The organism is Caproicibacterium lactatifermentans (genome assembly GCF_013315815.1).
Lineage (GTDB): Bacteria > Bacillota > Clostridia > Oscillospirales > Acutalibacteraceae > Caproicibacterium > Caproicibacterium lactatifermentans.
The window spans coordinates 56,754-81,846 of record NZ_CP046051.1; the positions used below are offsets into that span (position 1 = coordinate 56,754).

General features: G+C 52.1%; 19 protein-coding genes and 1 tRNA gene. 9 read left to right on the top strand and 11 right to left on the bottom strand.

The genetic code is table 11. The annotated features are described in order from the left end of the window. Nucleotides 1–4: 4 nt before the first annotated feature. The 11 genes from aspS to GJQ69_RS00300 all read right to left on the bottom strand — a co-directional run bounded on the left by aspS (nucleotide 5) and on the right by GJQ69_RS00300 (nucleotide 12,496). On the bottom strand, nucleotides 5–1,786 hold the full coding sequence (aspS, locus tag GJQ69_RS00250; RefSeq protein ID WP_174192580.1) for an aspartate--tRNA ligase: 1,782 nt from the start codon (nucleotides 1,784–1,786) through the stop codon (nucleotides 5–7). A gap of 113 nt (nucleotides 1,787–1,899) precedes the next feature. Then, on the bottom strand, nucleotides 1,900–3,195 hold the full coding sequence (gene hisS, locus GJQ69_RS00255) for a histidine--tRNA ligase (RefSeq protein WP_086034861.1): 1,296 nt from the start codon (nucleotides 3,193–3,195) through the stop codon (nucleotides 1,900–1,902). Nucleotides 3,196–3,368: 173 nt separating this feature from the next. Beyond that, a complete protein-coding gene (gene mgsA, locus GJQ69_RS00260) occupies nucleotides 3,369–3,773 on the bottom strand; it encodes a methylglyoxal synthase (protein WP_086034862.1) in 405 nt (134 codons plus the stop codon). A gap of 96 nt (nucleotides 3,774–3,869) precedes the next feature. Beyond that, nucleotides 3,870–4,613 (bottom strand): nucleotide-binding protein, encoded by a 744-nt coding sequence (locus GJQ69_RS00265; protein WP_086034863.1) that lies wholly within the window; start codon nucleotides 4,611–4,613, stop codon nucleotides 3,870–3,872. A gap of 152 nt (nucleotides 4,614–4,765) precedes the next feature. Then, complete coding sequence (locus GJQ69_RS00270) at nucleotides 4,766–6,832, bottom strand: peptidoglycan D,D-transpeptidase FtsI family protein (RefSeq protein ID WP_086034864.1); 2,067 nt, start codon at nucleotides 6,830–6,832, stop codon at nucleotides 4,766–4,768. 74 nt (nucleotides 6,833–6,906) lie between these two features. After that, nucleotides 6,907–7,407 (bottom strand): rod shape-determining protein MreD, encoded by a 501-nt coding sequence (gene mreD, locus GJQ69_RS00275; protein ID WP_174192582.1) that lies wholly within the window; start codon nucleotides 7,405–7,407, stop codon nucleotides 6,907–6,909. After that, nucleotides 7,404–8,318 carry a rod shape-determining protein MreC gene (gene mreC, locus GJQ69_RS00280; RefSeq protein ID WP_086034866.1) on the bottom strand — a complete coding sequence of 305 codons (915 nt, stop codon included), beginning with the start codon at nucleotides 8,316–8,318 and terminating at the stop codon, nucleotides 7,404–7,406. Before mreC ends, mreD begins: the two co-directional genes overlap by 4 nt. Before the next feature lie 39 nt (nucleotides 8,319–8,357). After that, complete coding sequence (mreB, locus tag GJQ69_RS00285) at nucleotides 8,358–9,392, bottom strand: rod shape-determining protein (RefSeq protein WP_086034867.1); 1,035 nt, start codon at nucleotides 9,390–9,392, stop codon at nucleotides 8,358–8,360. A gap of 128 nt (nucleotides 9,393–9,520) precedes the next feature. Further along, entirely contained in the window at nucleotides 9,521–9,955 is a 435-nt protein-coding gene (gene dut / locus GJQ69_RS00290; RefSeq protein ID WP_086034868.1) for a dUTP diphosphatase, read from the bottom strand. Continuing rightward, on the bottom strand, nucleotides 9,952–12,018 hold the full coding sequence (locus tag GJQ69_RS00295) for a U32 family peptidase (protein WP_086034869.1): 2,067 nt from the start codon (nucleotides 12,016–12,018) through the stop codon (nucleotides 9,952–9,954). The genes dut and GJQ69_RS00295 overlap by 4 nt, the downstream gene beginning before the upstream one ends. Next, entirely contained in the window at nucleotides 11,996–12,496 is a 501-nt protein-coding gene (locus tag GJQ69_RS00300; protein WP_157658871.1) for a cell division protein ZapA, read from the bottom strand. The genes GJQ69_RS00295 and GJQ69_RS00300 overlap by 23 nt, the downstream gene beginning before the upstream one ends. Before the next feature lie 374 nt (nucleotides 12,497–12,870). On the opposite strand from GJQ69_RS00300, the gene GJQ69_RS00305 reads away from it, so the two are divergent. The 9 genes from GJQ69_RS00305 (at nucleotide 12,871) to GJQ69_RS00345 (ending at nucleotide 25,086) form a co-directional block, all read left to right on the top strand. Continuing rightward, nucleotides 12,871–15,315: a glycogen/starch/alpha-glucan phosphorylase gene (locus GJQ69_RS00305; RefSeq protein WP_086034871.1), complete on the top strand. Its 2,445-nt coding sequence runs from the start codon at nucleotides 12,871–12,873 to the stop codon at nucleotides 15,313–15,315. Nucleotides 15,316–15,375: 60 nt separating this feature from the next. Next, nucleotides 15,376–17,391, top strand: coding sequence for a glycoside hydrolase family 13 protein (locus tag GJQ69_RS00310; RefSeq protein WP_086034872.1), 2,016 nt, complete (start codon nucleotides 15,376–15,378; stop codon nucleotides 17,389–17,391). A gap of 61 nt (nucleotides 17,392–17,452) precedes the next feature. After that, nucleotides 17,453–17,529, top strand: a tRNA-Arg gene (locus GJQ69_RS00315). A gap of 392 nt (nucleotides 17,530–17,921) precedes the next feature. Then, nucleotides 17,922–19,256 (top strand): hypothetical protein, encoded by a 1,335-nt coding sequence (locus GJQ69_RS00320; protein ID WP_086034873.1) that lies wholly within the window; start codon nucleotides 17,922–17,924, stop codon nucleotides 19,254–19,256. A gap of 70 nt (nucleotides 19,257–19,326) precedes the next feature. Next, complete coding sequence (locus tag GJQ69_RS00325; RefSeq protein ID WP_086034874.1) at nucleotides 19,327–21,153, top strand: ABC transporter permease; 1,827 nt, start codon at nucleotides 19,327–19,329, stop codon at nucleotides 21,151–21,153. A 3-nt stretch (nucleotides 21,154–21,156) separates the two neighbouring features. Then, nucleotides 21,157–22,797, top strand: a complete 1,641-nt coding sequence (locus tag GJQ69_RS00330; protein ID WP_086034875.1) for an ABC transporter ATP-binding protein — start codon at nucleotides 21,157–21,159, stop codon at nucleotides 22,795–22,797. 41 nt (nucleotides 22,798–22,838) lie between these two features. After that, nucleotides 22,839–23,495 carry a YesL family protein gene (locus GJQ69_RS00335; protein ID WP_086034876.1) on the top strand — a complete coding sequence of 219 codons (657 nt, stop codon included), beginning with the start codon at nucleotides 22,839–22,841 and terminating at the stop codon, nucleotides 23,493–23,495. A 149-nt stretch (nucleotides 23,496–23,644) separates the two neighbouring features. Then, nucleotides 23,645–24,280 carry a beta-phosphoglucomutase gene (gene pgmB, locus GJQ69_RS00340; protein WP_086034877.1) on the top strand — a complete coding sequence of 212 codons (636 nt, stop codon included), beginning with the start codon at nucleotides 23,645–23,647 and terminating at the stop codon, nucleotides 24,278–24,280. Nucleotides 24,281–24,402: 122 nt separating this feature from the next. Then, entirely contained in the window at nucleotides 24,403–25,086 is a 684-nt protein-coding gene (locus tag GJQ69_RS00345; RefSeq protein WP_236849694.1) for a response regulator transcription factor, read from the top strand. Nucleotides 25,087–25,093 lie beyond the last annotated feature (7 nt).

Sequence of the window (25,093 nt, forward strand, 5' to 3'; positions counted from 1 at the left end):
TGCTTTATTCTTTCTTGCTGAGCGTTGCAATATGCAGGTCGGCCAGCTGCTGTGGGTCTACCACATCTGGTGCATTGGACATCAGGTCGGCGGATGAAGCCACTTTTGGGAAAGCAACTGTATCGCGCATATCGTCAATGCCCAACAGGACCATCACCAAACGCTCCAGTCCCCAGGCCATGCCGCCGTGCGGCGGGGCACCGTACTTCAGGGCGTTCAGCAGGAAGCCAAAGCGGCGCTGTGCTTCCTCTGGCGTAAAGCCGAGTGCCTGCAGCATACGCTGCTGCAGGTCGGTGTCGTGAATACGGATACTGCCGCCGCCGGCCTCATAACCATTGATAACCATATCGTAGGCAATGGAGCGAACCGAACCGGGGTCGCTTTCCAGCCGGTCGAGGTCTTCCGGATTCGGCATGGTGAAGGGGTGATGCATGGCCATCCAGCGGCCCTCTTCTTTGCTGTACTCGAACATCGGGAAGTCCGTTACCCACAGCAGGCACGGCTTGGATTTGTCGATGAGGTTAAAGCGGCGGGCAAGCTCACACCGCAGGGCACCCAAAGAAGCATAGACAACGGTGTTGTCATCGCTGGCAACCAGGAACAGCACATCGCCCGGCTCGGCATCCATCGCTTCACGGATAGCTTTTGCCTCTTCTGGTGCAAGGAATTTTTCATAGCTGCTGGTTTCCTTGTCCGCCAGACGTGTCCATGCAAGGCCTTTGGCGCCGTAGCTTTTTACCCAATCGCCCAGTTTGTCAATTTCCTTGCGGGACAGGTCCTTTGCATGGCCCTTTAGGTTAATGCCGCGTACAGAGCCGCCCGGCAGCGCGCTGTGGAACACCTTAAAGGCAGTGTCCTTTACACAGTCGCTCACATCGTGCAGTTCCATGCCAAAACGCAGGTCCGGCTTATCCGAACCAAAGCGATCCATTGCTTCCTGCCAGGTCATGCGGCGCAGCGGTGTGGGAATGTCGATATTCAATAAATCCTTGTAGACCTTCTGAATGAAGCCCTCGCCAATCGCCATGACGTCGTTTTGTTCGACGAAGCTCATCTCAAAGTCAATCTGGGTAAATTCCGGCTGACGGTCAGCGCGCAGGTCCTCATCACGGAAACAGCGTGCAATCTGCATATAGCGGTCAAAACCGGAAATCATCAGCAGCTGTTTGTATAGCTGGGGGCTTTGCGGCAGAGCAAAGAACTTGCCGTCAAAAATACGGCTGGGTACCAGATAGTCGCGGGCGCCTTCCGGTGTGGATTTGATAAGGTCCGGTGTTTCAATCTCTAAAAATCCGTTGTTGTCAAAGTAGTCGTGGGCGCATTTGGTAATGCGGTGGCGTGCCATTAGGATGTTCTGCATATCGGGGCGGCGCAGGTCCAGAAAACGATAGCGCAGCCGTGTTTCATTGGATACGTTGGAGTTTTCTTCAATGGCGAAAGGCGGGGTTTCGCTTTTTGCCAGGATACGCAGTTCCTTTACTTCCAACTCCACATCACCGGTGGGAAGGATTGCGTTTTTGCTGGTGCGCTCCCGCAGAACGCCGGTGGCAGCCAGCACATACTCGCTGCGGCAGGTGAAAGCTTTATGAAAAACCTCTTTATCGGTCGACTCATCAAATGCAAGCTGCACGATGCCGGAGCGGTCGCGCAAATCTATAAAAATCAGCTGGCCGAGGTCACGCTGACGCTGTACCCAGCCGCATAGAGTCAAGGTTTTTCCGACATCGGACAGACGCGGTTCGCCGCAGTAGCAGCTGCGCTTCAGTCCGGTCATAAATTCTGCCATAATATACCTCCAGAAAATTGGTTCTATCCTACACAGGACTGTTGTGTCCCGTAAAAATAGTCCATAAAACGAAACATGGCCGTTTGGTTCCGCCCGGCGTGTTTCAAAAAACTTTACAGCGTAGTGAACAGGCTGGAGCGGCGCTCCATGCCTGCAAAGGCCTTTGCAAAGTTTTCATCAATGGGCAGGTTGTCCTCGTCGCCGGTTTCCATGTTTTTGACAGAAGCCTGTTCGGCGGCAAGTTCGTTATCACCCAGTACCATGCTGTAGCGGGCGCCAATTTTATTTGCGTACTTCATCTGTGCCTTCAGACCACGGCCAAGGTCGTCGAAAGCAGCAATCATGTCAGCGGAACGCAGAGCGGTGGCCAAGACCAGGCTTTTCAGCCGGGCCGCTTCACCGATGCTGGCGATGTACAGGTCACAGGCGGGCTGCTGCGGGAATCGGATATTTTGTGCTTCCATCAGCAGCAGAAGACGGTCCAGTCCCAACCCAAAGCCGAGGGCTGGCATAGCCGGTCCACCCAGCTCCTCCACAAGGCCGTCATAGCGGCCGCCGCCGCAGACGGTGCCTTGGCTGCCGAGGTCGTTGGTGGTGAACTCAAAGACGGTGCGGGTGTAGTAGTCAAGTCCGCGCACAATGCGGTCATTGATTTGATAGGAAATACCCAGTGTGTCCAAGGCGGAGCAGACTTTTTGAAAGTGTGCTTTGCAGTCATCACAGAGATAGTCGAGAATGGACGGCGCTTTTTCGCCGATTTTATGACAAATTTCCGATTTGCAGTCCAAAATACGCATGGGGTTGCGCTCCAAGCGGGACTGGCAGGTTTCGCACAGCTGGTCCTTGTACTGGCCGAAATATTCCTGCAGCGCCTTGGTGTAGGCCGCACGGCAGGTCGGGCAGCCGATAGAGTTTAGTTCTAGCGTCAGGCCGTGAATGTCCAGCCGGCTGAAGATGGCACTTGCAATGGAGATGATTTCTGCGTCGGCCAGCGGGTCCGCCGAACCGTACATTTCCACACCAAACTGGTGGAACTCACGCAGGCGGCCTTTCTGTGCCTTTTCATAGCGATAGCAGGAGGCTTCATACCAAAGTTTCTGCGGAAGAGCCGCCGCGTACAGGCCGTGCTCCAGCAGCGCGCGCGTGGCACCGGCGGTTCCTTCCGGGCGCAGAGTGATGGAACGGCCGCCCTTGTCCTGGAAGGTATACATTTCTTTCTGCACGACGTCGGTTGTATCCCCTACACCGCGCTGAAAAAGTTCCGTATGTTCAAAAACCGGTGTGCGGATTTCGGAAAAGCCGTGCAGGGACGCGACCTGCCGCAGTACGGTTTCGATTGTCTGCCAGTTTTTGCTTTGCCCGGGCAGGATGTCCTGTGTGCCGCGGGGCACTTTTGTAATCAAATTCATTGTCATTCCTCCTGTATGCTGACCAACTCATTATAACATATTAAAACAGCAAAGAAAAGAAAATTGACAACTTTCTCACAATCGCCGAAAAACAGAAAAAGGCCGCACAGGGAGCCTTGCCGGCCCAATTCCCTGTACGGCTCATTTGAAAAGTGCTGCCGGAAAGCAGACGCTTAATTTTTGGGGTTAAGGATATTGCGCCAGTCAAGGTCACCGCGTTCCAAACCATGGATAAGTACTTCTGCGGTAGCGATATTGGTTGCTACCGGAATGTTGTGCATATCGCACAGCCGAAGCATATTCATATCGTTTGGCTCACTGGGCTTTGCGGTCAGCGGGTCGCGGAAAAAGAGCAGCAAGTCCACTTCATTGCAGGCAATCCTTGCAGCAATCTGTTGGTCGCCGCCTTGGCTGCCACTCAAAAATTTCTGAATTGGCAGACCGGTGGCTTCACTGACCAGTTTCCCGGTGGTACCGGTAGCGCACAGGTCATGTCGGCTGAGTACACCACAGTAGGCGATACAGAACTGCACCATCAATTCTTTTTTTGCGTCATGCGCAATCAATGCAATGTTCATGGAACGAAAGCCTCCTTCAAAGGCATCTCTGCACAGCAGAGGGAGATATATAGGATAAAAAGAAAGACAAGATGATTCAATTTTACAGCAAAAGCATTACAGCTTCTGCAGGGGCGGCAAAGGAACATTGTGGCCTTCCAGCCGAAGGGCCAGCCGCGCAAATGCCAGCACAGCAGGACTGTTTTTCGGCGGCAACCCGTTTACAGCGGCGGCACACAGCGCATGGTCCTCTGGAATGACTGCAATCAGCTGAATGCCCGTTGTGTCAATCACAGCGTCCAGGTCACTGAAAAAGTGCGCCCGCCGGAAAAACTTCGGGGAGAAGCGGTTAATGACCAGACGCTGTTCAGAAATACCCAGCGTCAGCAGCTGTCCGCGCACTTTTGCGGCAGCGGCGGTACTGATACCGTCCGGTGTGGAAACAACCACAGCCCGATCCGCCGCGGCACAGGCACTGCGGAAACCAGTGCCAATGCCGGCGGGACAGTCGATCAGAACATGGTCGTAATGATGTGCCAGCGCCGGAACCAGCTGCCGCATGACACCGGTGCTGACTAAATCCTCTTCATGCAGCGGTGCGGGCATCAAAAACAGGCCGGGCATTAGCGGACTTTGGTAAATTGCCTTGTCCGGAGAGGTCGTACCAGACACAACATCGGAAAGGTCAAATACACGCCGCTGGGAAACCCCCAGCAGCATATCCAGACAGCCGAGACCCGCGTCGCAGTCCAGCAGCAGGACACGCCTGCCGCGGGCCGCAAGGGCCAGGCCCATATGTACCGTTGTTGTGGATTTGCCCACTCCGCCTTTTCCAGATGTAATGACTGTGACTGCTCCCATACTAATAACCTCATACTAAATACTAACACAACAAACCGATATAGTCAAAGATTTTATCATTCGTTTTCAATTCTTTGTGAAAAGACCATAAAAATAGCTATCCTTTTTTTGTGAAGCAAGTTGCACAAAAAATCCCAACTGCTTTTTCTGCTTTAGCCTGCACTGCTGGAGGACTGGTTAACCTTGAAATAAGAATTGTAAATAGCCTTTGCTACATCCTGGCTGTATTTACCTTTCTCACCGTGTTCAATCACGACGGCAACGGCAATCTGTGGATTGTCATACGGCGCGAATGTAATGAAAGTGGTGTTGTCGGCGCGGCTGGTTTCAGCGGTACCGGTCTTAGCAGCAACGGCAATCGGATAATCGGCAAAGGAGGATGAAGCGGTGCCGCTGGTGCAGACTTTGCGCATACCGGCCTTTACAATGTCCAGGTTTCCTTTGGACAGAAAGCTGTAGTCGCTGTTGTCGGTGTAGGTTTCCGGCTTAACAGTGGAAACCGTTTTCTTGCGGCTGTAGTCGGTCACGTGGTCCACCAGATGCACCTGCTTGCGGGTGCCGTTGTTGGCAATCGTTGCAGCATAGGTAGCCAGCTGTGCCGGCGTGAAGGAGTTATCGCTCTGGCCGATGGCGGCCTGAATCGTGTCAGTTTCATACCAAACACCGCCGCTGGCTTTCTTTTCACCGGGGCCGGCAAGCGTGCCGGTGTTTTCTGGAATTTCCACGCCGGTTTTGTCGCCCAGTCCCAGCTTTTTGGCATAGACGTTCATGTTGGCGATTTTGGTGTGGTAGCCGGTTTCAAAGAAGAAGATATTGCAGGATTTTGCCAAGGCGTCCATAATGGTGATGGCGCCGTGGTTGCCTTCACACACCGGGGTGTAGCCGCTGCTTTCAAAACGCAGGTAGCGGTGGTTGCAGACAAAAGTGGTATTTTCGTTGATAATGCCCTCCTGCAGTGCCGCAAGCGCGACCGAGGGCTTAAAAATGGAGCCAGGGGTGTAGGCACTGCCGAAGGTGCGGTCCACCAGCGGGTTGGCACTGTCGGCGAGAAGCTTTTTGGTATAGGCGGTGTCCGAGGGGTACTTAGAAAGGTCATAAGAAGGGAAGGAAGCCGCAGCAAGTACGGAAAAGTCCTTTACGTTCAGCACAACCACACCGCCGGACTTGCACATGGGTTGTGCCGCATGGGCGGCTTTCACACTGGAGGCCAGTGCATCGGAAGCGGCTTTTTGCAGTTTGGAGTCAATCGTCAGAAAAACGGTTTTGCCGTTTACCGGTGCTTTCAGAACCTTGTCACCGGTTACGTTGCCGCTGGAGTCAATCGTCAGACTCTTTTCGCCTTCTGTACCGCGCAGCATGCTTTCCATGGCGCTTTCAATGCCGGAGGTGCCCAGCCGGTCGTTCAGGTGGTAGCCTTTATTTTTCAGTGAGGCATACTGTTTTTCAGAAATAGCACCCATGGTACCTACCACCTGTGGAATCAGCGTACTGTTGGGATTTTCACGGGTTGTGGTCACTTTTGTCACCACACCCGGCAGGTTTTCGCTGTTTTCACTCACGATTTCCACCGTGTCACGGCTGACATCCTCCGCAAAGGTGTAGGGAGTGTTCAGGGAATAGTCAAAACCTTCCAGCGTCATGGCGTAACGGACGGAAATAACCTTGCGCAGGTCGGATTTGCTGTAGCCGGCGGTGGGGTTCTTCTGGTCTTTTGTGGTTTGTTTAAAATATTTTTTAATCAGATTCTGCATACAGGTCTGGGCATTTGCATAATCGTTTACATTCAAAAAATCTTTGGATTTTAAGTATTTGATTTCTTTCGGGGAGTTGCCTTTAAACGCGTAATTCCCGCTGTCGTCCATGACAATGGGCAGGGTGTCCAGCCATTTCTCCTGACGCTTTTCCAGCAGATTGATAAGCCGCAGAATGGTGGCGTTTTCAGTTGCGGTGGTCATATAGGCGTGGTCAAACTGCAGGGCATAGCCCGTTTTGTTGGTTGCCAGGCCCACACCGTGAATGTCCACAATCTCGCCGCGGTTAGTGGGCATGGTCACATTGGTTTTACTGGTTTTGTCGGATTCCTCCAGGGCTGTGGCGCCCTCTATAATCTGCCACTGGAACAGCCGGGCAACGAATACCGCGGCCAGCAGCAGCGCAACTGCACCGCAGACCACATAACGGGCCTGAACAGTGCGCTTCTTTTTTGCATGATGAAGCATGGGGTGCTCTCCTTTCTGTAAAAAGAAACCCGGGCAGCTTGCAAAATGGCGGCAGCTGTACGGGAAGAGATTTTTTATATGCGCAGTGCAATTGTGCGGTTCAGCGCATAAATGGGCAGACCCAAAGCAATGGTGTACAGGAACCGCGACAGGTAGTGTTCCACCAGTGCGTAGGCTGGGTCCGCATAACCGAGCGAAACGTAGAACAACAGCCACTGCAGTATAATGGTGATAGCCGCGGCAATACCGCAGACAAGAAAAGCGGTCAGAGCATTGATTTGCAGTAAGTCATGCGCAAGGTAGCTGACCACAAAACAAATGACCGTTAAAATGATGGCGTGCATACCCAGTACGCCGCCGTTTGTGCCCGCGTCGATGAGCAGTCCGCAGAAAAGGCCGAAAGCGGTGGAGGCCACCTGCGGTTCAAACAGCGCAATGGTCACGGCAGTTGGAATCAGCAGCAGCGGCCGTGCGTAGTGAATAACCGGCAACAGGTCCGGTGCCTGCTGTAAAATGAAGAACAGCAAAATTTCCAGAAAATACGCCAGAAAGCGTATACGCTTGCCCCGCTTCATTTGGAGGCCCCGCTTAAGGAGGAACTGCTGCTCTGGCTCGACGCGGCCTTGGCAGCCTCCGCTTTTCCGGCAAAGTCAGTAATGACCATCACATCACGAATTTTGCCCGGGGTGACATATGGCTTTATTTCCGCATACAGAGAAACATCGTAGGGACTGCTCTTTACGGCGGAAACCGTGCCTACCGGCAGCCCGCGCGGGAATTTGCCGCCGAAGCCGTTTTCTACCGCAAGGCCGCTGGTTACAATCTGGTCCCCAGCCTTTACGGTCGTTCCGGTAGCCAGATACTCCATTTTTGTCAGGCCCTTATCCGCCAACTTTAAATCATTGGCAAATACACCGGTATCCCGATTTGCGGTGTCCCGCACACCAAACTGTGCACTGGTGTCGAAAATTGTCGTCACTTTAGCTGACAGGGGACTCACTTCACTTATCCAGCCGACCACGCCGGCCGAAGTGATAACCGGACAGTCCTTGGTAATACCGGAAGTAGAGCCTTGGTCAATGGTAAAGCTGCCGGAAACAGAGTTCGGGTCACGCGCAATGATGGTAGCCGATAACAGCTGATAATCTTTGTGCTGATTTTTAATGCCCAGGAACTGCTTGTACTGTTCGTTTTGCTGCAGGGCAGTATAGTAGTTGGTCAATTTCTGATTGAGGGTATTTACCTGCTGCTGCAGGCTTTTGTTTTCCGCCAGCAGTTCTTCTTTGCTTTTGGTGATGGTTTCGGCGCCGGTGGCCGCTTTGCCGGTCGCGGTGGAAAGCACTTTTTGCATGGGCATGGCGGCGCTGTTCAGCAGGTCACCCAGTGCACCCGGGCCAGCGGTGCTGGTGTACAGTGTCAGGCTGGAAAGCAGGAACAGCACAACAATCAGGCCCCTGAATTGATTAGACTGAAAGAACCGGTTCACGAAAAGCCTCCTTCGTCCGGTATTTCGGCAGTACCGGTTTTATTCTTCTGGCTTTTCGGCAGGCTTTTCAGCCGGCCGCTCGCTGGAACGGCTGTGCGTGTGGAGCTCCAGGTATTTGCCGGCGCCGGTGACGACGCAGTCCAGCGGATTTTCCGCTACCCGCACGGGCATACCGGTTTCCTGATGCAGAAGAGGCGCAATGCCGTGCAGCAGCGCGCCGCCGCCGGTAATGGTAATGCCATGGTCGATAATGTCGGCGCACAGCTCCGGTGGCGTTTTTTCCAGCGTTGCGTGAACGGCCTCCACGATCAGCTGCAGAGAATCGGAAAGTGCTTCCCGTATCTCTTCGGCCGTGACAGTAATATTTTTGGCGAGGCCGTCCACCAAGCTGCGGCCCTTTACCTGCAGGGCAGCATTGGTCGTTTCGTCTGTCGGATAGGCAGAACCAATCTGTTTTTTAATCTCTTCAGCGGTCTGCTGGCCAATGAGCAGGTCATATTTCTTGCGGATATACTGAATAATTGCATCGTCAAATTTATTTCCAGCTACCCTTACACTTTCATAGGCAACAATATCGCCCAGCGAGATGACGGCCACTTCGCTGGTACCACCGCCGATATCCAGTACCATGGAACCGACTGGGTCCTCTACAGGCAGGCCGGCACCCATTGCCGCCGCTTTCGGTTCCGGTAAAAAGTCCAGCACATGCGCGCCGGCTTTGTCGATTGCGTCCGCGACAGCCTGCCGTTCCACCTCGGTAACGCCGGATGGAATGCATACAACGACATTCGCCCGGGAAAAACGGCCGGTCTTTGCGGCCATTTTAATAAAATGCTTAAGCATGGTTGCAGTAATATCAAAATCGGCAATTACACCGTCTTTCAGCGGGCTGACGGCCACGATGGAACCAGGTGTACGGCCAATCATGTCCTTTGCCTTGCTGCCAACTTCTACCACGGCGTCTGTACGCACATCTACCGCCACCACAGACGGCTCGCGCATGAGGATGCCTTTTCCTTTCATATATGCCAGCGTGTTCGCTGTGCCAAGGTCAATGCCGAGTTCTTTCGCCATATCTGTCAATTACCCCTTTCGGCGCAGAATGCGCACGTGGATTCTTTTCATTATACATCTCAGAAGGGAACTTCTCAACCGCCGCCAAAAATTATGTAAACAAAAGAAGCGGCTGAAACAGCGGCGGTTTATTTCCCTGTGGAACCAAAGCCGCTGGTTCCGCGCTGCGTCGGCGGCAGGTCCTGCACTTCCTGCAGGGCCGGTGTCAGTGCCGGAAGGACCAGAAGCTGCGCGAAACGCTCACCCGGGCGCAGCGTGTAGGGCTTGTCCCCCACGTTGCACAGGCCGACTGCCAGCTCCCCGCGGTAGTCACTGTCTATCACACCCACGCAGTTGCTGAGGGTGATGCCGTGCTTTACACCCAGTCCGCTGCGTCCGCACAAAAGGCCGACGGTGCCTTCCGGCAGTGCTGCGGCAATGCCGGTGGGTACCTGTACGAGGTCGCCTGGCGCAATGGTCAGCGGCTTTTGCAAGCAGGCACATAAATCCAGTCCGGCGGAACCCACTGTTGCACGCACGGGAAGAATGGCCTCCGTGCGCATTTTTTTAATCAATATTGTCATAGAATACCTCTGTCGTACAGTCCGCGTGTTATGCTGCCGCCAATGGACTGGTCGGCCGCTGCCATTCGGAGAATTTTGGCACGTCCCGGCAGCGTTTCTGTCGTAAAGCGCAGAACGCCAAAGTCCATATTGGAAAGCGTGCTCAGCCGGCCCAAAAGAGACAGCGGGACACTGTTCAGCACATCACTGCATCCACCAAAGCACTGCACCGGGAACTGCATACCCATGCGGTCTGTCAGGGACTGTGCTGTTCTGCAGTGGCGGCAGCCGCCGCCGTTTGCAATTGGACAATTGCGTGTCAGCATCAGCGGCAGGCGGCCGTATACCAGCAGCCCGCGCGGCAGACTGCCGCCCAGAGCCGCTGCCTGCTGAAGCGTTAATTCAAAGCTTAATTCCGTATCAGTCAGACCAAATTCAGTATACCAACGAAGGGCAGCAGAATTTGTCACATTCAGCGAAAAACCGCCGTGCGGGGTAAGGCCCAGTTCCCGCGCAAGGCCGACGCTGTTAAGGGTGCCGGTCCATACGTCCCGAAACCCTTCTTCGGCGGTTTCCTGCAGCGAGCGGCGCACGGATTCCTCTGTGCCGAACATTCCGCGGGGCAGTTCCAGCCAAACGGAAAAGCCGCGCCGCCGCAGTTCTTTCAGGGCGGAAAGAGGCAGGCTGTAGGGAACCAAAATGCTTTCGCATACAGCCGCTTCATCAGGCACCTGTCCGTCCGGAAAACGGGCACGCAGCGTGAACGCCGCCGCCCGGTGCGGTTCCGTGGAAAGTGGGACCGCAGTGAACGGAATGGGCGAGTGCTGGCTGCGCTGCTCCAGCAGCTGTTCCAGCACGTCCCGCCGCAGGTGGTTCAGCACGGATACCGGCACAGAGAGGCTGTCCCCAATACGGCACTGTACATTTGCGGCCAGAAACGGGGTGCTGCCGGTTTTTTGCAGATGTTCTGTACAGAAAGCATTTGTCAGCGGGCGTGTGCGTGCTGGCTGCGGCAGTACAGGGCTTTCTGCGGCGGCCGTATGGCCCGCTTCATCGCGTACCTGCAGCTGTACCGGCTTTCCTTCCTGTATGGTCAGAACAAAGGAAACCGGGATATGGGAAAATTCCCGGCGGTACAGCCCGCGCAGATGAGCGCAGGCTTCCGATGTATCGGAAGAGTCCTCTTTGCTGCGTGTGCCGAACATGGTGCGGCCGCGTTTTCCGTCCGGATAACCCGTTGTAAAGCCGGAGCGGGAAAAGACATGGTGCAGGTCCCGCAGCAGCTGCGGGGGAAGCGGCTGTCCGTCCGCGGCAAGCCGACCGGCGTGTGTGGCCGCTGCTACATATTCGGGCCGCTTCATGCGGCCTTCAATTTTGAAGGAGTCAATTCCGGCATCCCGCAGTTCCTGCAGGCGCGGAATCATAGAAAGGTCCTTGAGGGACAGGTCATGGCCGGTGCCGCCCGGCGCCGCAAACGGCAGTCGGCAGGGTTGGGCGCACTGTCCGCGGTTTCCGCTTCTGCGGCCCAGCACGGCGCTGAACCAGCACTGTCCCGAAACACTCATGCACAGGGCACCATGAACGAAAGATTCCAATTCCACATTAGGACAGGCGCGGTGTATCTGCTTTATTTCCGTAAGGCTCAGTTCCCGCGACAGTACGACACGCGAAAAACCGGCGGTTTGGCAGGCCCGCACACCGGCGGGCGTGTGAATGCTCATCTGTGTGCTGGCGTGCAGCGGAAGGTCCGGGCAGCACCGGCGCAGCAGGTACAGCAGGCCGGGGTCCTGTACCAGAACCGCATCTACCGGCAGGGAGCAGGCGTACTGCACCAGTTCCAGCGCGGCGGGCAGTTCCGCTTCATGCAGCAGAATGTTTACGGCCAAATGTACCCGCACTCCGCGTCCATGACAGTAGGCAACTGCCTGCTTCAGTTCTTCTTTGGAAAAATTGTGGGCACCGGCTCTGGCGGAAAAAGAGCTGGCACCCAAATATACGGCATCCGCACCGGCACGCACAGCAGCAGTCAGGGCTTCCGGGCTGCCGGCAGGCGCCAAAACTTCAGGTTTCATTATTTTTTTCATGTTTATCCTCAAAAAGGCTTAAAAAATCCGCACCGCTTTTTTCCGTCTTCGGCTGCGGGCGCGAGAACACACCGGAGGTTTCACGCTCCACAGGGGCCTGCTGGGCGGTGCGGGCAGAGGGGTCAGGCTCCTCCTGCCCCAAGCGTGCGCGCAGACAGGCGGTCTCCTGCCGCAGACGGTTGGCTTCCTGCTGGGCCTCACGGGCCTGCTGGTTTGCTTTGGCAGTATCGGCAAGACAGCGCTGCATCTGCTGGCGCAGAGCTTCTGCTGCCTCTTTTTCTTTATGATAATCGTCACAGAAAGAAAGTGCCGCAACAATGGCGGTGACTGTCCCGGAGGCGCGCACGCTTTGACGGGAAAGCTGCAGCATACAGGTTTGTACTTCTGCCGCAAGAGAACGGACATAGGCTTCATTGTTTTCTGTGCCAACCGCACATTCTGTACCGCATATGGTCAGGCGGACACTGTGTTTACTCATTTGGCAGACCTCTCTTTCTAAAATATCTATTTTATTATACCCTATTTTCCGTCTGGAAGAAAGCATTTTCGGCAAATTTAGAGGCAGTATCTTTTTACCCGGAACGCTGTCGCCTAAAAAACGCAGTTTTGTACAAAATACACAATAATACGCCCATATTTCTACATAGCGGTTCTGTCACAAGAACGTGTAAAAAACACGGAAAAACCGCATGATTTCACCGTATTTCATGAATTTTGGCGGAAAAAGGGAAAATCATATGTAGTCATTGAAAAGCTGTGTATTTTGGCATATAATATAAATCAAATATTTTCATAACGGTCCAGTCAGAAAAAACAAAAAGTGTGCCCTGCCTGAAACGGAGGAATTCGCTCATGGAGTATAAGCATTCGGTCCCACAGATAGAAAAACAGATTTTGGCGAAGCTGGAACACGGCTATGGTGTCGGTCTGGAGAATGCAACCAACGACCAGATTTATAAATCAGTAGCGCTAATTGCTCGTGAGATGATGGAGCAAGGGTGCAGTGAGTTTATGGCGGAAGCCGAGAAAACAAAGACCAAACAAGTTTACTATCTATGCATGGAATTCCTGCTGGGACGCAGCCTGAAAAACACGCTTTTTAACCTCGGTGTGGAAAACGATTTTCGGGAGGCTCTGCGTCAAATGGGCGTAAAGCTGGATTCCCTATATGACTGTGAGCCAGATGCCGGTTTGGGAAACGGCGGTCTGGGTCGTTTGGCCGCGTGCTTTATGGATGCGCTGGCAACTCAGCGTTACCCTGCTATGGGCTACAGTTTGTGCTATGAGTACGGCATTTTCCGCCAAAAACTGGTGGATGGCTGGCAGACAGAGCTTCCGGACTTTTGGCTGCCCGGCGGACGCATCTGGATGCATGAGATTCCGGAAAAGGCGGTGGAGGTGCACTTCCGCGGCCATGTGGAAGAACGCTGGCACAACAACTACCATGAGTGCATTCATAAAGATTATACAACGATTATGGCAGTCCCCTGCGATATGTATATTGCCGGCATGGATGGCAAGGGCGTTTCCCGCCTGCGTCTGTGGAAAAGCAAGGGAGAAAGCTTCGACATGGGGCTGTTTAATTCCGGCAACTATATGCGCGCGATGGAGCAGAACGCCATGGCTGAATCCATCACCAAAGTGCTGTACCCCGAGGACAATCACCCAGAGGGAAAAAGTCTGCGCCTGACGCAGCAGTATTTTCTGGTGTCCGCTTCCATTCAGGATATTATCCGCACGCATTTGTTCCAGTATGCGACACTGGATAACCTGCCGGACACGGTGGCAATCCACCTGAATGACACACATCCGGTGCTGGCTATTCCGGAACTGATGCGCATTATGCTGGACGAGTGCGGATATGACTGGGATCACGCATGGGACATCACTACCCGTACTGTTGCTTATACAAACCATACGGTTATGAAGGAAGCGCTGGAGTGCTGGAGTCAGGAACTATTTAAAATGCAGCTGCCGCGTATTTATCAGATTGTGGAGGAAATTAACCGCCGCTTCTGTCAGCAGATGCATGATATAGGCGTGGACGGCTATAAAGTCGGCCGCATGGCACCGCTGAATGACGGCTATGTCAAGATGGCAAATCTAGCTGTAGTGGGCAGCCACAGCGTCAACGGCGTTTCGGCCCTGCACAGTGATATTTTGAAGAAGACCGTTTTTAATGACTTTTATACAGAAATGCCAGAAAAGTTTACCAATGTCACCAACGGCATTGCGCACCGTCGGTGGCTAAACCAGTCCAACCCGGAACTGGCGAACCTGCTGACTCAAAAGATAGGCAGAGGTTATATTTATGACGCCTCTCAACTCAAAAAGCTGGAAGCGTTTAAGGACGACAAGGCGGTCCTGAAAGAACTGGCCGAAATTAAGCACCACAACAAGGAGCGGCTGGCTGCCTATATCAAGAAAGAAAACAATGTGACGGTGGACCCGGATTCTATCTTTGATGTACAGGTTAAGCGCATGCATGAATATAAGCGGCAGCACCTGAACGCACTGAATATTCTGGCAACGTATCTGTGGCTGAAAGACAACCCGAACGCCGACTTTGTGCCGCATACCTACATATTTGGCGCCAAAGCGGCTCCCGGCTATTACTTTGCAAAACAGATGATTCGCTTCATCTATAAACTGGGACAGCTCATTAACAACGACCCTGCGGTCAACCAGAAGATGAAGGTTATTTATATTGAAGATTACCGTGTGACACTGGCCGAGCTGCTGATTCCGGCCGCGGATATCAGTGAACAGATTTCCCTTGCGGGCACAGAAGCTTCCGGTACCAGCAATATGAAGTTTATGATTAACGGTGCGGTAACACTGGGCACGCTGGACGGTGCCAATGTGGAGATTCACGACTCGGTGGGTGACGACAATATGCTTCTCTTTGGCATGACGACGCCGGAAGTGGAAATCCTGCGCAAAGATGGCTATCATCCGGAACAGATTTATTATAACAATCCGGCCGTGCACTGTGCCATTGATTATATGCGCGGCGGTGTGAACGGCGTTGAGTTCGGTGATATTGTCCATTCCCTGACGACAAATGACCCATATATGGTGCTGGCCGACTTTGACAGCTATCAGAAGGCACAGGGGCGCGCTGTCAAGCTGTACCGCAATCCAGAAACATGGCAGCGGATGTGCCTTATCAATATCGCAAACGCCGGCCGCTTTGCCGCGGACCGTGCTATCCGCGAATATGCGGACAACATCTGGCACTGCAAGCCTGTGCCGAGCAGTACGGCACCCGGTACTGATGCTTTTGCCACCAAATAAACTACGGTAGAGATTCTGGTCAGTTCTTTTCTTAAAGGACTTAAAGGAGTAGAACGAAGTATGTTCAATTCACGCAATCCGGCTTTTCGCTATCCGACAGGTGCGGTGGCGAACTGCCTACCTGTTCATTTTAAAATTGATATGCCGCGTGACCTGCACTGCAGTGCTGCCCGTCTGCTGGTACGGGAGGACAGTACCGGAGAAACCCAGAAGTTGGATATGTTCTGGTGCGGCATGAACGGCGACAACCACGAGTGGTGGGAATGCCACTTTGCCGCACAGCGGCCAGGCTTGTATTTTTACCATTTTGAGGTGACAACATGGCGCGGTGTTATGCAGATGCACCGTGCCTTTGGCGGAACGGATACCATGTCCCCGGAAGCAAAGGATGACTGGCAGCTGACCGTGTATGAACGTTCTTTTCATACACCGGAGTGGCTGGTGGGCGGCGTGATGTATCAGGTGCTTCCAGACCGTTTTTTCCGTTCTGGAAAACCGAAAACAGGCGTGCCGGCGGACCGCACCCTGCACGGCAGCTGGGAAGAAGAGCCGGAATGGAAGCCGAACAGTCGGGGGGAAGTAACCAATTCTGATTATTTTGGTGGGGACCTCGCCGGCATTATGGAGAAGCTGGACTACTTAAAAAGTTTGGGCGTCACATGCCTGTACCTGAACCCTATTTTTGAGGCGCACTCCAATCACAGGTACAACACGGCAAGCTATGAAAAAATTGACCCGCTGCTTGGCAATGAAGAGGATTTCAGATTGCTGTGCACCGAGGCAAAAAAGAGAGGTATCCATGTCTTGCTGGATGGCGTTTTTAACCATACCGGCAGCGACAGCGTCTATTTTAACCGAGAAGGCCGCTATCCGACACAGGGTGCCTACAACAGCCAGAATTCCCCCTATTCATCTTGGTACAATTTCTGCAGCTGGCCGGACGATTATGAGTGCTGGTGGAATTTTAAAACACTGCCGGACGTTATAGAGACAAATCCGGAGTATGACCAATACATCAATGGAAGCAAAGGCATTGTGCGGCACTGGATTGCTGCGGGTGCCTCCGGTTGGCGGCTGGATGTGGCCGATGAGCTGCCGGACACCTTTTTGGACAATCTGCGTACAGCAGCAAAGATGGAAAATCCGGATGCGTTGGTCTTGGGGGAAGTCTGGGAGGACGCTAGCACCAAATCCGCCTACGGCAAACGCCGCCGTTATCTGCTTGGTGACCAGCTGGACAGCGTGATGAACTATCCATTCCGCAATGCCATTCTGGGCTATCTGCTGGGACATGACCCAGCAAAGATGCTGGAAATTATTATGAATGTACTGGAGAATTATCCGCCGCAGGTTGTTCGGCTGTTGATGAACCACATTGGTACCCATGATACAGAACGTGCGTTGACCGTGCTGGGCGGAGAACCGACCGGTGACCACGGCCGGGCGTGGCAGGCACAACAGAAGCTGACGCCGGAACAGCGGGAACTTGGACTAAAGCGTTTGAAGATGGCAGCAGTTATGCAGTTTACGCTGCCAGGCGTGCCGTGCATCTACTACGGCGATGAAGTCGGCATGGAGGGCTACAAAGACCCGTTCAACCGCGGTACATTCCCATGGGGCCACGAAAACGAAGAGCTGCTGTCGTGGTACCGGAAACTGGGAAAGCTGCGTCGGCTGCTGTCCTGCCTAAAAGAGGGAACCTTTACGCCGCTGAAAGCAGATGACCATACACTGGTGTATGTGAGGGAAGATTCGATTGATGCCATTTTGGTGGCACTGAATGCGGGAGAGAATCCGTATGCATTGTATTTGCCGGACGAGTGGCGCACGGCGGAACCTGTTTTCGGTGAGGCGCCGGACCGCAACAGCGGCATCCATTTGCATCCCCTGAGCGTGACGGCGCTGGTACGGCAGAAGAGACCTTCTCCCTCCGGACCGTTTCCACTGGGAAAGCCGGAAACACCGGAAGAAGCGCTGGAGTCTATTAAAGATAAAATTATGGAAAATATCGAACAAGAGCCGGAGATGAAAGACGAATTGATGGACTTTTTGAAAAAAATACAAAAAAAGACTTGACTTTTGGCTTGACATCCCCTATAATAATGAAGCTGTCTTTTATAAGAGAGGCAGCGGATATGCGCTCGTAGCTCAGCTGGATAGAGTGTCTGACTACGAATCAGAAGGTCCTGGGTTCGAATCCCCGCGGGCGCACCAAAGCGAAAGCCGCACAGTTAATGCTTCGTCATTGACTGTGCGGCTTTTTTTGTATTTCCTACTCTGTTATATATGTACCAAAAGAAACGACATGATTTAAGGATTTCCCCTTGAATCGTGTCGCTTTTTCTTTTTTCGTGAAGCGAAGAGAGGAAGTCTCACTTTTATTAACAAAATAAACAAAAATATTTATTTTATGATAACAATACCATTGACAAAGTAAAATGTTAATGATATTATAATGAAGAATTAACCAAACGCTAATCTATTATTAAGAAACGAGGCGATTCCGCAAGAAAATGAACGAAGGCGTTTTGTCTGCATTCGGTTTCATAAAAAACCTGCCAGTGGGGCGGGAAATGGACCGATAATTTGAAAGGTGGATTTGTTGTATGAAAAGAGTGATTGCATCCGTTCTTGCAGCGGCCATGATTGGCGTTTCCTTCACGGCCTGCGGCAGCGCAAGCCCGAGAAATCAGGCGGCGGCCTCTTCCCAGACCAATGTGGATAAGGTCATTGCCGAAGCGGAAAAAATGACTAACCAGGAATTGTACAAGAAGGCTATTGAAGAGTCCAAAGGAAAGACCATGTATGGTATTGGCAACTCCAGCCGCGGCGCAACGGCCGGTACAAACTTCGTCAAAATGCTGAAAACGATTGATTCGTCCTATGACGGCAAGGTTGAATGGTCCCAGCCGAAAAACAACTCTATTTTTACCCTTTTGACGTCCGATATTGCCAGTGCACAGCATACCTACTCTATGACACTGATTCAGGACGGCAACCAGATTCAGTCCAAGATGCTCAATACCGGCTACCTTAAAAACTTTATTCCGAAAGACTGGCTGGCGGCGAACGGAGCAGATGAAAAGACAAATGGACACCCGTTTGCATTGCAGTCACAGGTAAAGGTCTTTGCCTTTAATAATGTCGGCGGAGCTAAATTCAACAACTGCTGGGATTTTGTTTACAAAGACCAGCATCCAATGTTTATGGGCGTCAACTCAGAGCCGGTTGGCAAGAACTTCCTGTATATGCTGACCGACAGTCAGTATGCCGACATGATGAAGAGTGCTTTTGATTCTTTATCGGCGGACAAGAAAGCCTATTTCCAGCCGATTGTAAACTCTATGGCAGGTGAAGGCTCCAAGCTTGGCCTTACAGGGGATAACGTCAAATATTCGCTCGCGTGGATTAAACTTTGGTGCCAGCAGTACAACAAGCAAACCGATGACGGCCCGACCTGCACACAGCTGGTTACGAAGTCGGCAGCTAACCAGAGTGCACTTCTGGTGAATTCCAAGTTCCGTTCCATTGAGGAATCCGCATCCTCTTCCAAAAAGAATGTTACCATTGCCGTATACCAGGACGGATACCATGGTATCGGCGGATTTTCCTATAAACATTACCTCCAGGTCCTGAAGACATCTCCGCTTCCGTGGACAGCCTGCGCCTTTATTGCCTACATGACAACCAATAAAGACGGTTATGTGGCATGGGGCAAAGATATGGGCAGCTACTGCTCCAACCCGAGCATCATGCAGGACCACTCCAAGGATGGTTATGTGAATGGTGTGAATACCTTTGCCGTTAAGAATGATAAGCCATTTAGCTGGTGGACCTCCAATAACGGCGGCCGCCTGGTGGTTGAGGACCCAGCCTATTGTGCAAAGACATCCTCACAGATGAGCGATTGGGTTGATTCCTTTGTCAGCAGCAAGGGCTGATTTTCTGAAAAACATTATCCGAGATGATAAAGCCGCATGAGGACTTTAGTGACACGGCTTTGGGGGAAGTATGGAGCAAGCAATTACAGAAAAGAAGCCGAGTAAATTTAAAATTCGCATGAATAAGGTTCTGACATACCTTTCCAAACCGCAGAACCTCGTGCTGCTGATTCTCGGCGTTGTTCTTTCTATTACGACGATTGGACCAATTATTTCTATTGTGGCCGATACGGTGATGGTACACACCGGTTCGATTGACTCAACGAACACCGGCCTGCTTTCCGGTTTCACGCTTTACAACTGGGCGGATTTGTTCACGGGACGCCTGAGCCAGGCAAACCTGCTGCTGCCGTTGAAAAACACACTGCTGCTGGCAGTTTTCACCTGTATCGGTGCGGTTCTTTACGGAGGCATCTTTGCCTACCTTGTAACCCGCACGAACATGAAATTCAAAAAATTATTAAGTTCCATTTTCATTTTCCCGTACATCATGCCGCAGTGGACACTGGCGGTTGTGTGGAAAAATCTGTTCTACAGCTCGGCAGTGACGGGCGGCTCCAACGGCTTGCTGGTAGCCCTTACCGGTATACAAATGCCGCTGTGGTGGTGCAAGGGCCTGTTCCCAAGTGCTACCGTTTTGGCCATTCACTATGCGCCGTTTGCCTACATCCTGATTGGCGGCATTTTCCGCAATATGGACGCCAACCTTGAGGAAGCGGCAACCATTCTCAATACGCCAAAACGCCGGATTTTCTTCCGGGTGACACTGCCCATGGTTATGCCGGCGGTTTTGTCAACAGTCCTTTTGGTTTTCAGCAGCGCGATGGGCAGCTTCCCGGTCCCGTACTACTTGACCTATACGACACTCGCAACAAAATATGTTGAAATGAGTGTGGCAAGGGCCGGCGAGGCTTCTATATTGGCAGTCATCATGATGGTATTCGGCATTGCGATACTAAGCCTAAACATTGCGGCGACAAGCGGGCGAAAAAATTACACGACCGTCACCGGCAAATCAGGGCAAATCAGCAGGGTGAATCTCGGCCGGCACGGCAAATATGTAACGGCGATTATCTTCCTTGTCCTGACACTCTTTACAAGCATTTACCCGATTATCTCCTTCGCAACCGAAACGTTTCTTCCGAACCCGGGCGACTACAGCTTCTTGACCAAGGGAAACTGGTCCAGCCTGACGCTTAAGTGGTGGACAACATCGACCAACACCGATTCCAGCCTGTTCGGTCAGTGTGGCATTCTGCACAACACAACCATTTGGAACGCCTACTTCGGCATTCTGTTTGTGGCGGTCTGCTGCTCGCTGCTTGCCGGTACGATTGGCACGTTGGTTGGCTATGCCTGCAGCAAAAACCGTCACAGCAAATGGGCCAATTACGTCAACAGCATGGCTTTCCTGCCGTACCTGCTGCCGGCACTGTCCGTTGGTGTTGCATTCTATGTTTTTGGCTCCAATATCGGCATCTATAACACTTATCTGCTGCTGATTATTGCAGGTACCGTCAAATACATTCCGTTTGCCAGCCGCAGTGCGCTCAACTCTATGCTGCAGCTGAGCGGAGAAATCGAAGAGGCGGCTGTGATTCAAAACATTCCGTGGCACAAACGAATGTTTAAAATCATCATTCCAATCCAGAAGTCGTCTATTATCAGCGGCTATATGCTGCCGTTTATGTCCACCCTGAGAGAACTGACCCTGTTCATGCTCCTGTGCTCGCAGACGAAGATTCTGACAACTCTGCTCGATTATTTTGATGAGATGGGCCTGTACGCGTTCTCAAGCGGCATCAATCTCATTTTGATTGTTACTATCCTCATCTGCAACGCCGTGGTCAACAAACTGACCGGGGCCAGCATCGACAAGGGAATTGGAGGAAACTGAAGTATGCCAAAGATAGTATTGGAAAATATAACCAAACGTTTTGATAAGTTTTATGCAGTTGATAACCTGAATTTGGTTATCGAGGACAACGCCTTCGTTACACTGCTGGGACCCTCCGGCTGCGGCAAAACAACGACACTCCGCATGATTGCGGGTTTGGAAACGCCGACCAGTGGCTCGATTACAATAGACGGTGTGCCGGTTTTTGACAGTGAGCGCGGCATCAATATCCCCGCCAATAAGCGCAAAGTCGGTTTCCTGTTTCAAAACTATGCCTTGTGGCCGAATATGACCGTTTACCAAAACATCGCGTTCGGCCTTTCTAATATCAAGGAGGAAATGCCCAAAATCGACTTTGAGGCCCATCAGGCGGACAGCCTGCTGCACATTCTGCCGAAGGCAAAAGAGGTAAAAAAAGTACTGGAAGAGTGCCGGGACAAAAAGGGAAAGTTCGATAAAAAAGCGGCTTCCATTCGGCTGATAGACCAGTATGACATTTCAGAAAAGACAGCGAAGATTTTGATTGACTATCGTTTGCAGGATGCGTCCGACTGTGAAAGCGCCGCAAAGGAAAAAGCCCGCAAACTGACCGTCAAAATCGGTGAAATTCAGAACAAATATAAAAAGGAAGGGCTTGAACTGAACGAAAAGTTTGAGCTCGTCAAGGATGGAAAAGTCCAAACACAGGTACGCAAGCTGACGGAAGAAGAAATCGACCTTCAGGTGCGCCGCGTTTCCCGCATTGTTAAAATCGGTATGTTCATGGACCGCTACCCCAGTGAACTTTCCGGCGGCCAGCAGCAGCGTGTCGCGATTGCCCGTACCCTTGCCCCGAAGCCGAAGGTCCTGTTCATGGACGAACCGCTTTCCAATTTGGACGCCAAGCTCCGTATTGAGATGCGGTCCGAACTGCAGCGCTTACATATCGAGACCGGTTCCACGTTCATCTATGTCACCCATGACCAGCTGGAAGCTATGACGCTGGCGACAAAAATCTGTCTGATTGAAAATGGTGTCCTGCAGCAGTATGACGCACCGCTGGAAGTTTACAAACGGCCGGCTAATCTCTTTATCGCCGACTTTGTCGGCAATCCCTCCATCAATTTCATTGAAGGCAAAGGTGTGCAGGAAGGGAACGGTTCCGTTGATTTGACGGTATTTGACGGCAGGAAGATAAAGTTCCTGCCGGAGGAGCCGGTGAACCTTCGGGAATGGTGCAAACAGGCGGACGCCGATGTAAAGGTACAGGCGGAAGACGCGGCCAAGCGTCACAAAACTGAAAAGAGCAACAAGGATTCCATTTTCCAGTACCATATTTCCAAAGTCAACACACTGGAAGGATTTGAGGAGAAGGAACCGCCGCAGGATGACGACCTTGTGGTCGGTGTCCGTCCCGAATTCATTAACATCGACAGTGAAGGCCCCATGGACTGTGAAATTTACAGTGCCATGCCAACTGGTATGGAGACGATGGTTCGTATCCGCATTGGGGAGTATCTGCTGACATCCGTTATGTTCGGCGGCAAGCTTTATCAGATTGGACAGAAGATGAAGTTTACGATTGATACCGGCAATGTCCTGCTCTTTAGCCGGAAGACCGGCCGCCTGATTGCAAGGGGAAGACTGTCTTTGGCAGCGGACTGATTCAAAACAGAAAGAAATACCTTCGGGATGGGTAATTGATTATGAACAATATGAATCAAATGACGGCGACAAATGACCCGGATAATCTATGGAAACTAGGGGATAGTCTGACGGAAATCTGCCTAATAGGTGCGCTCTGGTTTTTGTGTACAATTCCGATTGTAACAGCAGGGGCGGCGACAACCGCCATGTATTCCGTCCTTTTCCGTAAGATGAAAAAGGATGGCAGATACCAGGGATATGTGAAACCGTTTTTTGCAGCTTTCAAAGAGAACTTTCGGAAATCCACGGGACTTTGGATAACGGAACTTGCGGTTTCCTTGGTTCTCAGTATGGATGCCTGGTACTATTCACGGCTAGCTGTGCGTGCGGGAACTTACCGGGGGCTGGAGATTGCCATCCTCTGCCTGCTTGCTGTGGTTATTATTGTTGGCTGCTATGCGTTCCCAATGACGGCGCTTTACCGGAATACCGTTAAGGAAACCATTCTGCAGGCAGCGCAGCACGCACTGAGAAGCTGGCCGTGGAGCCTGTTGTGCCTGGCCCTTTGTGTTGGAGTGCCATTTGTCGTGACGAAAGGCCTCTGGTATCTGGCACTTATCGCCGGCGGTGTGGTTGGCTTTGCTATTGCACATATTATGGTGCATGCCCTGAAAAAGGAAATCCCGAGAGTTCACGGACCAGAAAAAATCTGCTGAAGCGGAAACAAAAGACTTTTTGCGTATTCATTTTTTACTGACCTTCCATTATTAAAATACATCATACAGATTCAAAAGCTGGAGCCTGTCTTTTTCATAAGGCAGGCTCTTCCTTTGCAAAAAAGCACAATGACTTTGGAGGAAACAACATGAAAGCAGTCATTTTTGACCTTGACGGCGTTTTGGTACGGACAGATGATTTGCAGTATCGGGCATGGAAACACTTAACAGACCGCGAGGGAATCCCTTTTGACCGGACGCTGAACAACCGGCTGCGCGGCATTTCCCGGAGGGCGTCCCTAAATGTAATCCTCGAAAGCGCGCACCGCACCTGTTCCGAGGAGCAGGCTGCCGAAATGATGGCCTATAAAAACGACTATTATCTTGGGCTGCTTGACCAGCTGACGCCGGCGGATCTTTTGCCGCATGTACCAGAACTGTTGCAGGCACTGCGGGCAATGGGTGTGCATACGGCGGTGGGGACCAGCAGCCGAAACGCACAGCAGACGCTTCAAAGAATTGGCCTGAGCGAATCATTTGATGCGGTGGTTGACGGCAACGAGATTACACGAGCGAAACCTGACCCGGAAGTTTATTTAAAAGCGGCGGAAAAGCTTGGGGAAAGACCGGAAAACTGTTTGGTCGTGGAGGACGCGGCAGCCGGAATAGAAGCGGCCAAACGGGGCGGCATGACAGCGGTCGGTGTCAGTGACGCACGGAAAGCGGCCCTTACGGATTATCGGGCAGAGGATATTCTGGAGATTATCGACCTCCTGCGGAAGTAAGACGGGCTTTTGTTTATTTTTATCCGAGTGGGGTGTATAATAAACTTGCATTTCACAGAAACGCTTTGTTTGGGGAAATGCTGTTTGTATTAAAAGTAAAGGAACAAGGCTGGTGTTTGTACTTGGCAAAAAAGATATTGATTGTGGACGATGAAGAATATATCGTTGAGCTGATTCGGATGAATCTAAAAAGAGAAGGCTATCAGCCGATCTGCGCCTATTCCGGACAGGAGGCGCTTGAAAAAGCGTGGGCGGAAAAACCGGATTTAATCCTTCTGGATGTCATGATGCCGGATATGGATGGACTGGAAACCTGCCGGAAACTGCGGGAAAATCACTTAACGCAAAAGGTGCCGATTATTATTCTTTCGGCGAAAAGTGAGGAAACCGATAAAGTGATTGGCCTGGGTGTTGGGGCAGATGACTATATGACAAAACCGTTTGGTATCCGCGAACTTCTTGCCCGTATCAATGCCCACCTGCGGCGTACAGCTGTGTCCGAGCCGGAAGATGAAAAAATATGTGTCGGCGACCTCCAGATTGATTCGTCTGCCCATGCGGTTACTATCAACGGAAAGCCGGTCAATCTTACTCTGACGGAGTATCAGATTCTGAAATACATGGCGGAAAATGCCGGACACGTTATTCAGCGTGAACAGCTTGTAACAGCATTGAGCGGGACCATGAACCTTGAGATTGGCTCCATTAATGTGCATATGCTGAATCTCCGCAGGAAAGTCGGCGAACAATACTTTGTCACGATTCGGGGACTTGGCTATAAGATGGTAAACCCCAAAGACGCCTGACCTTATT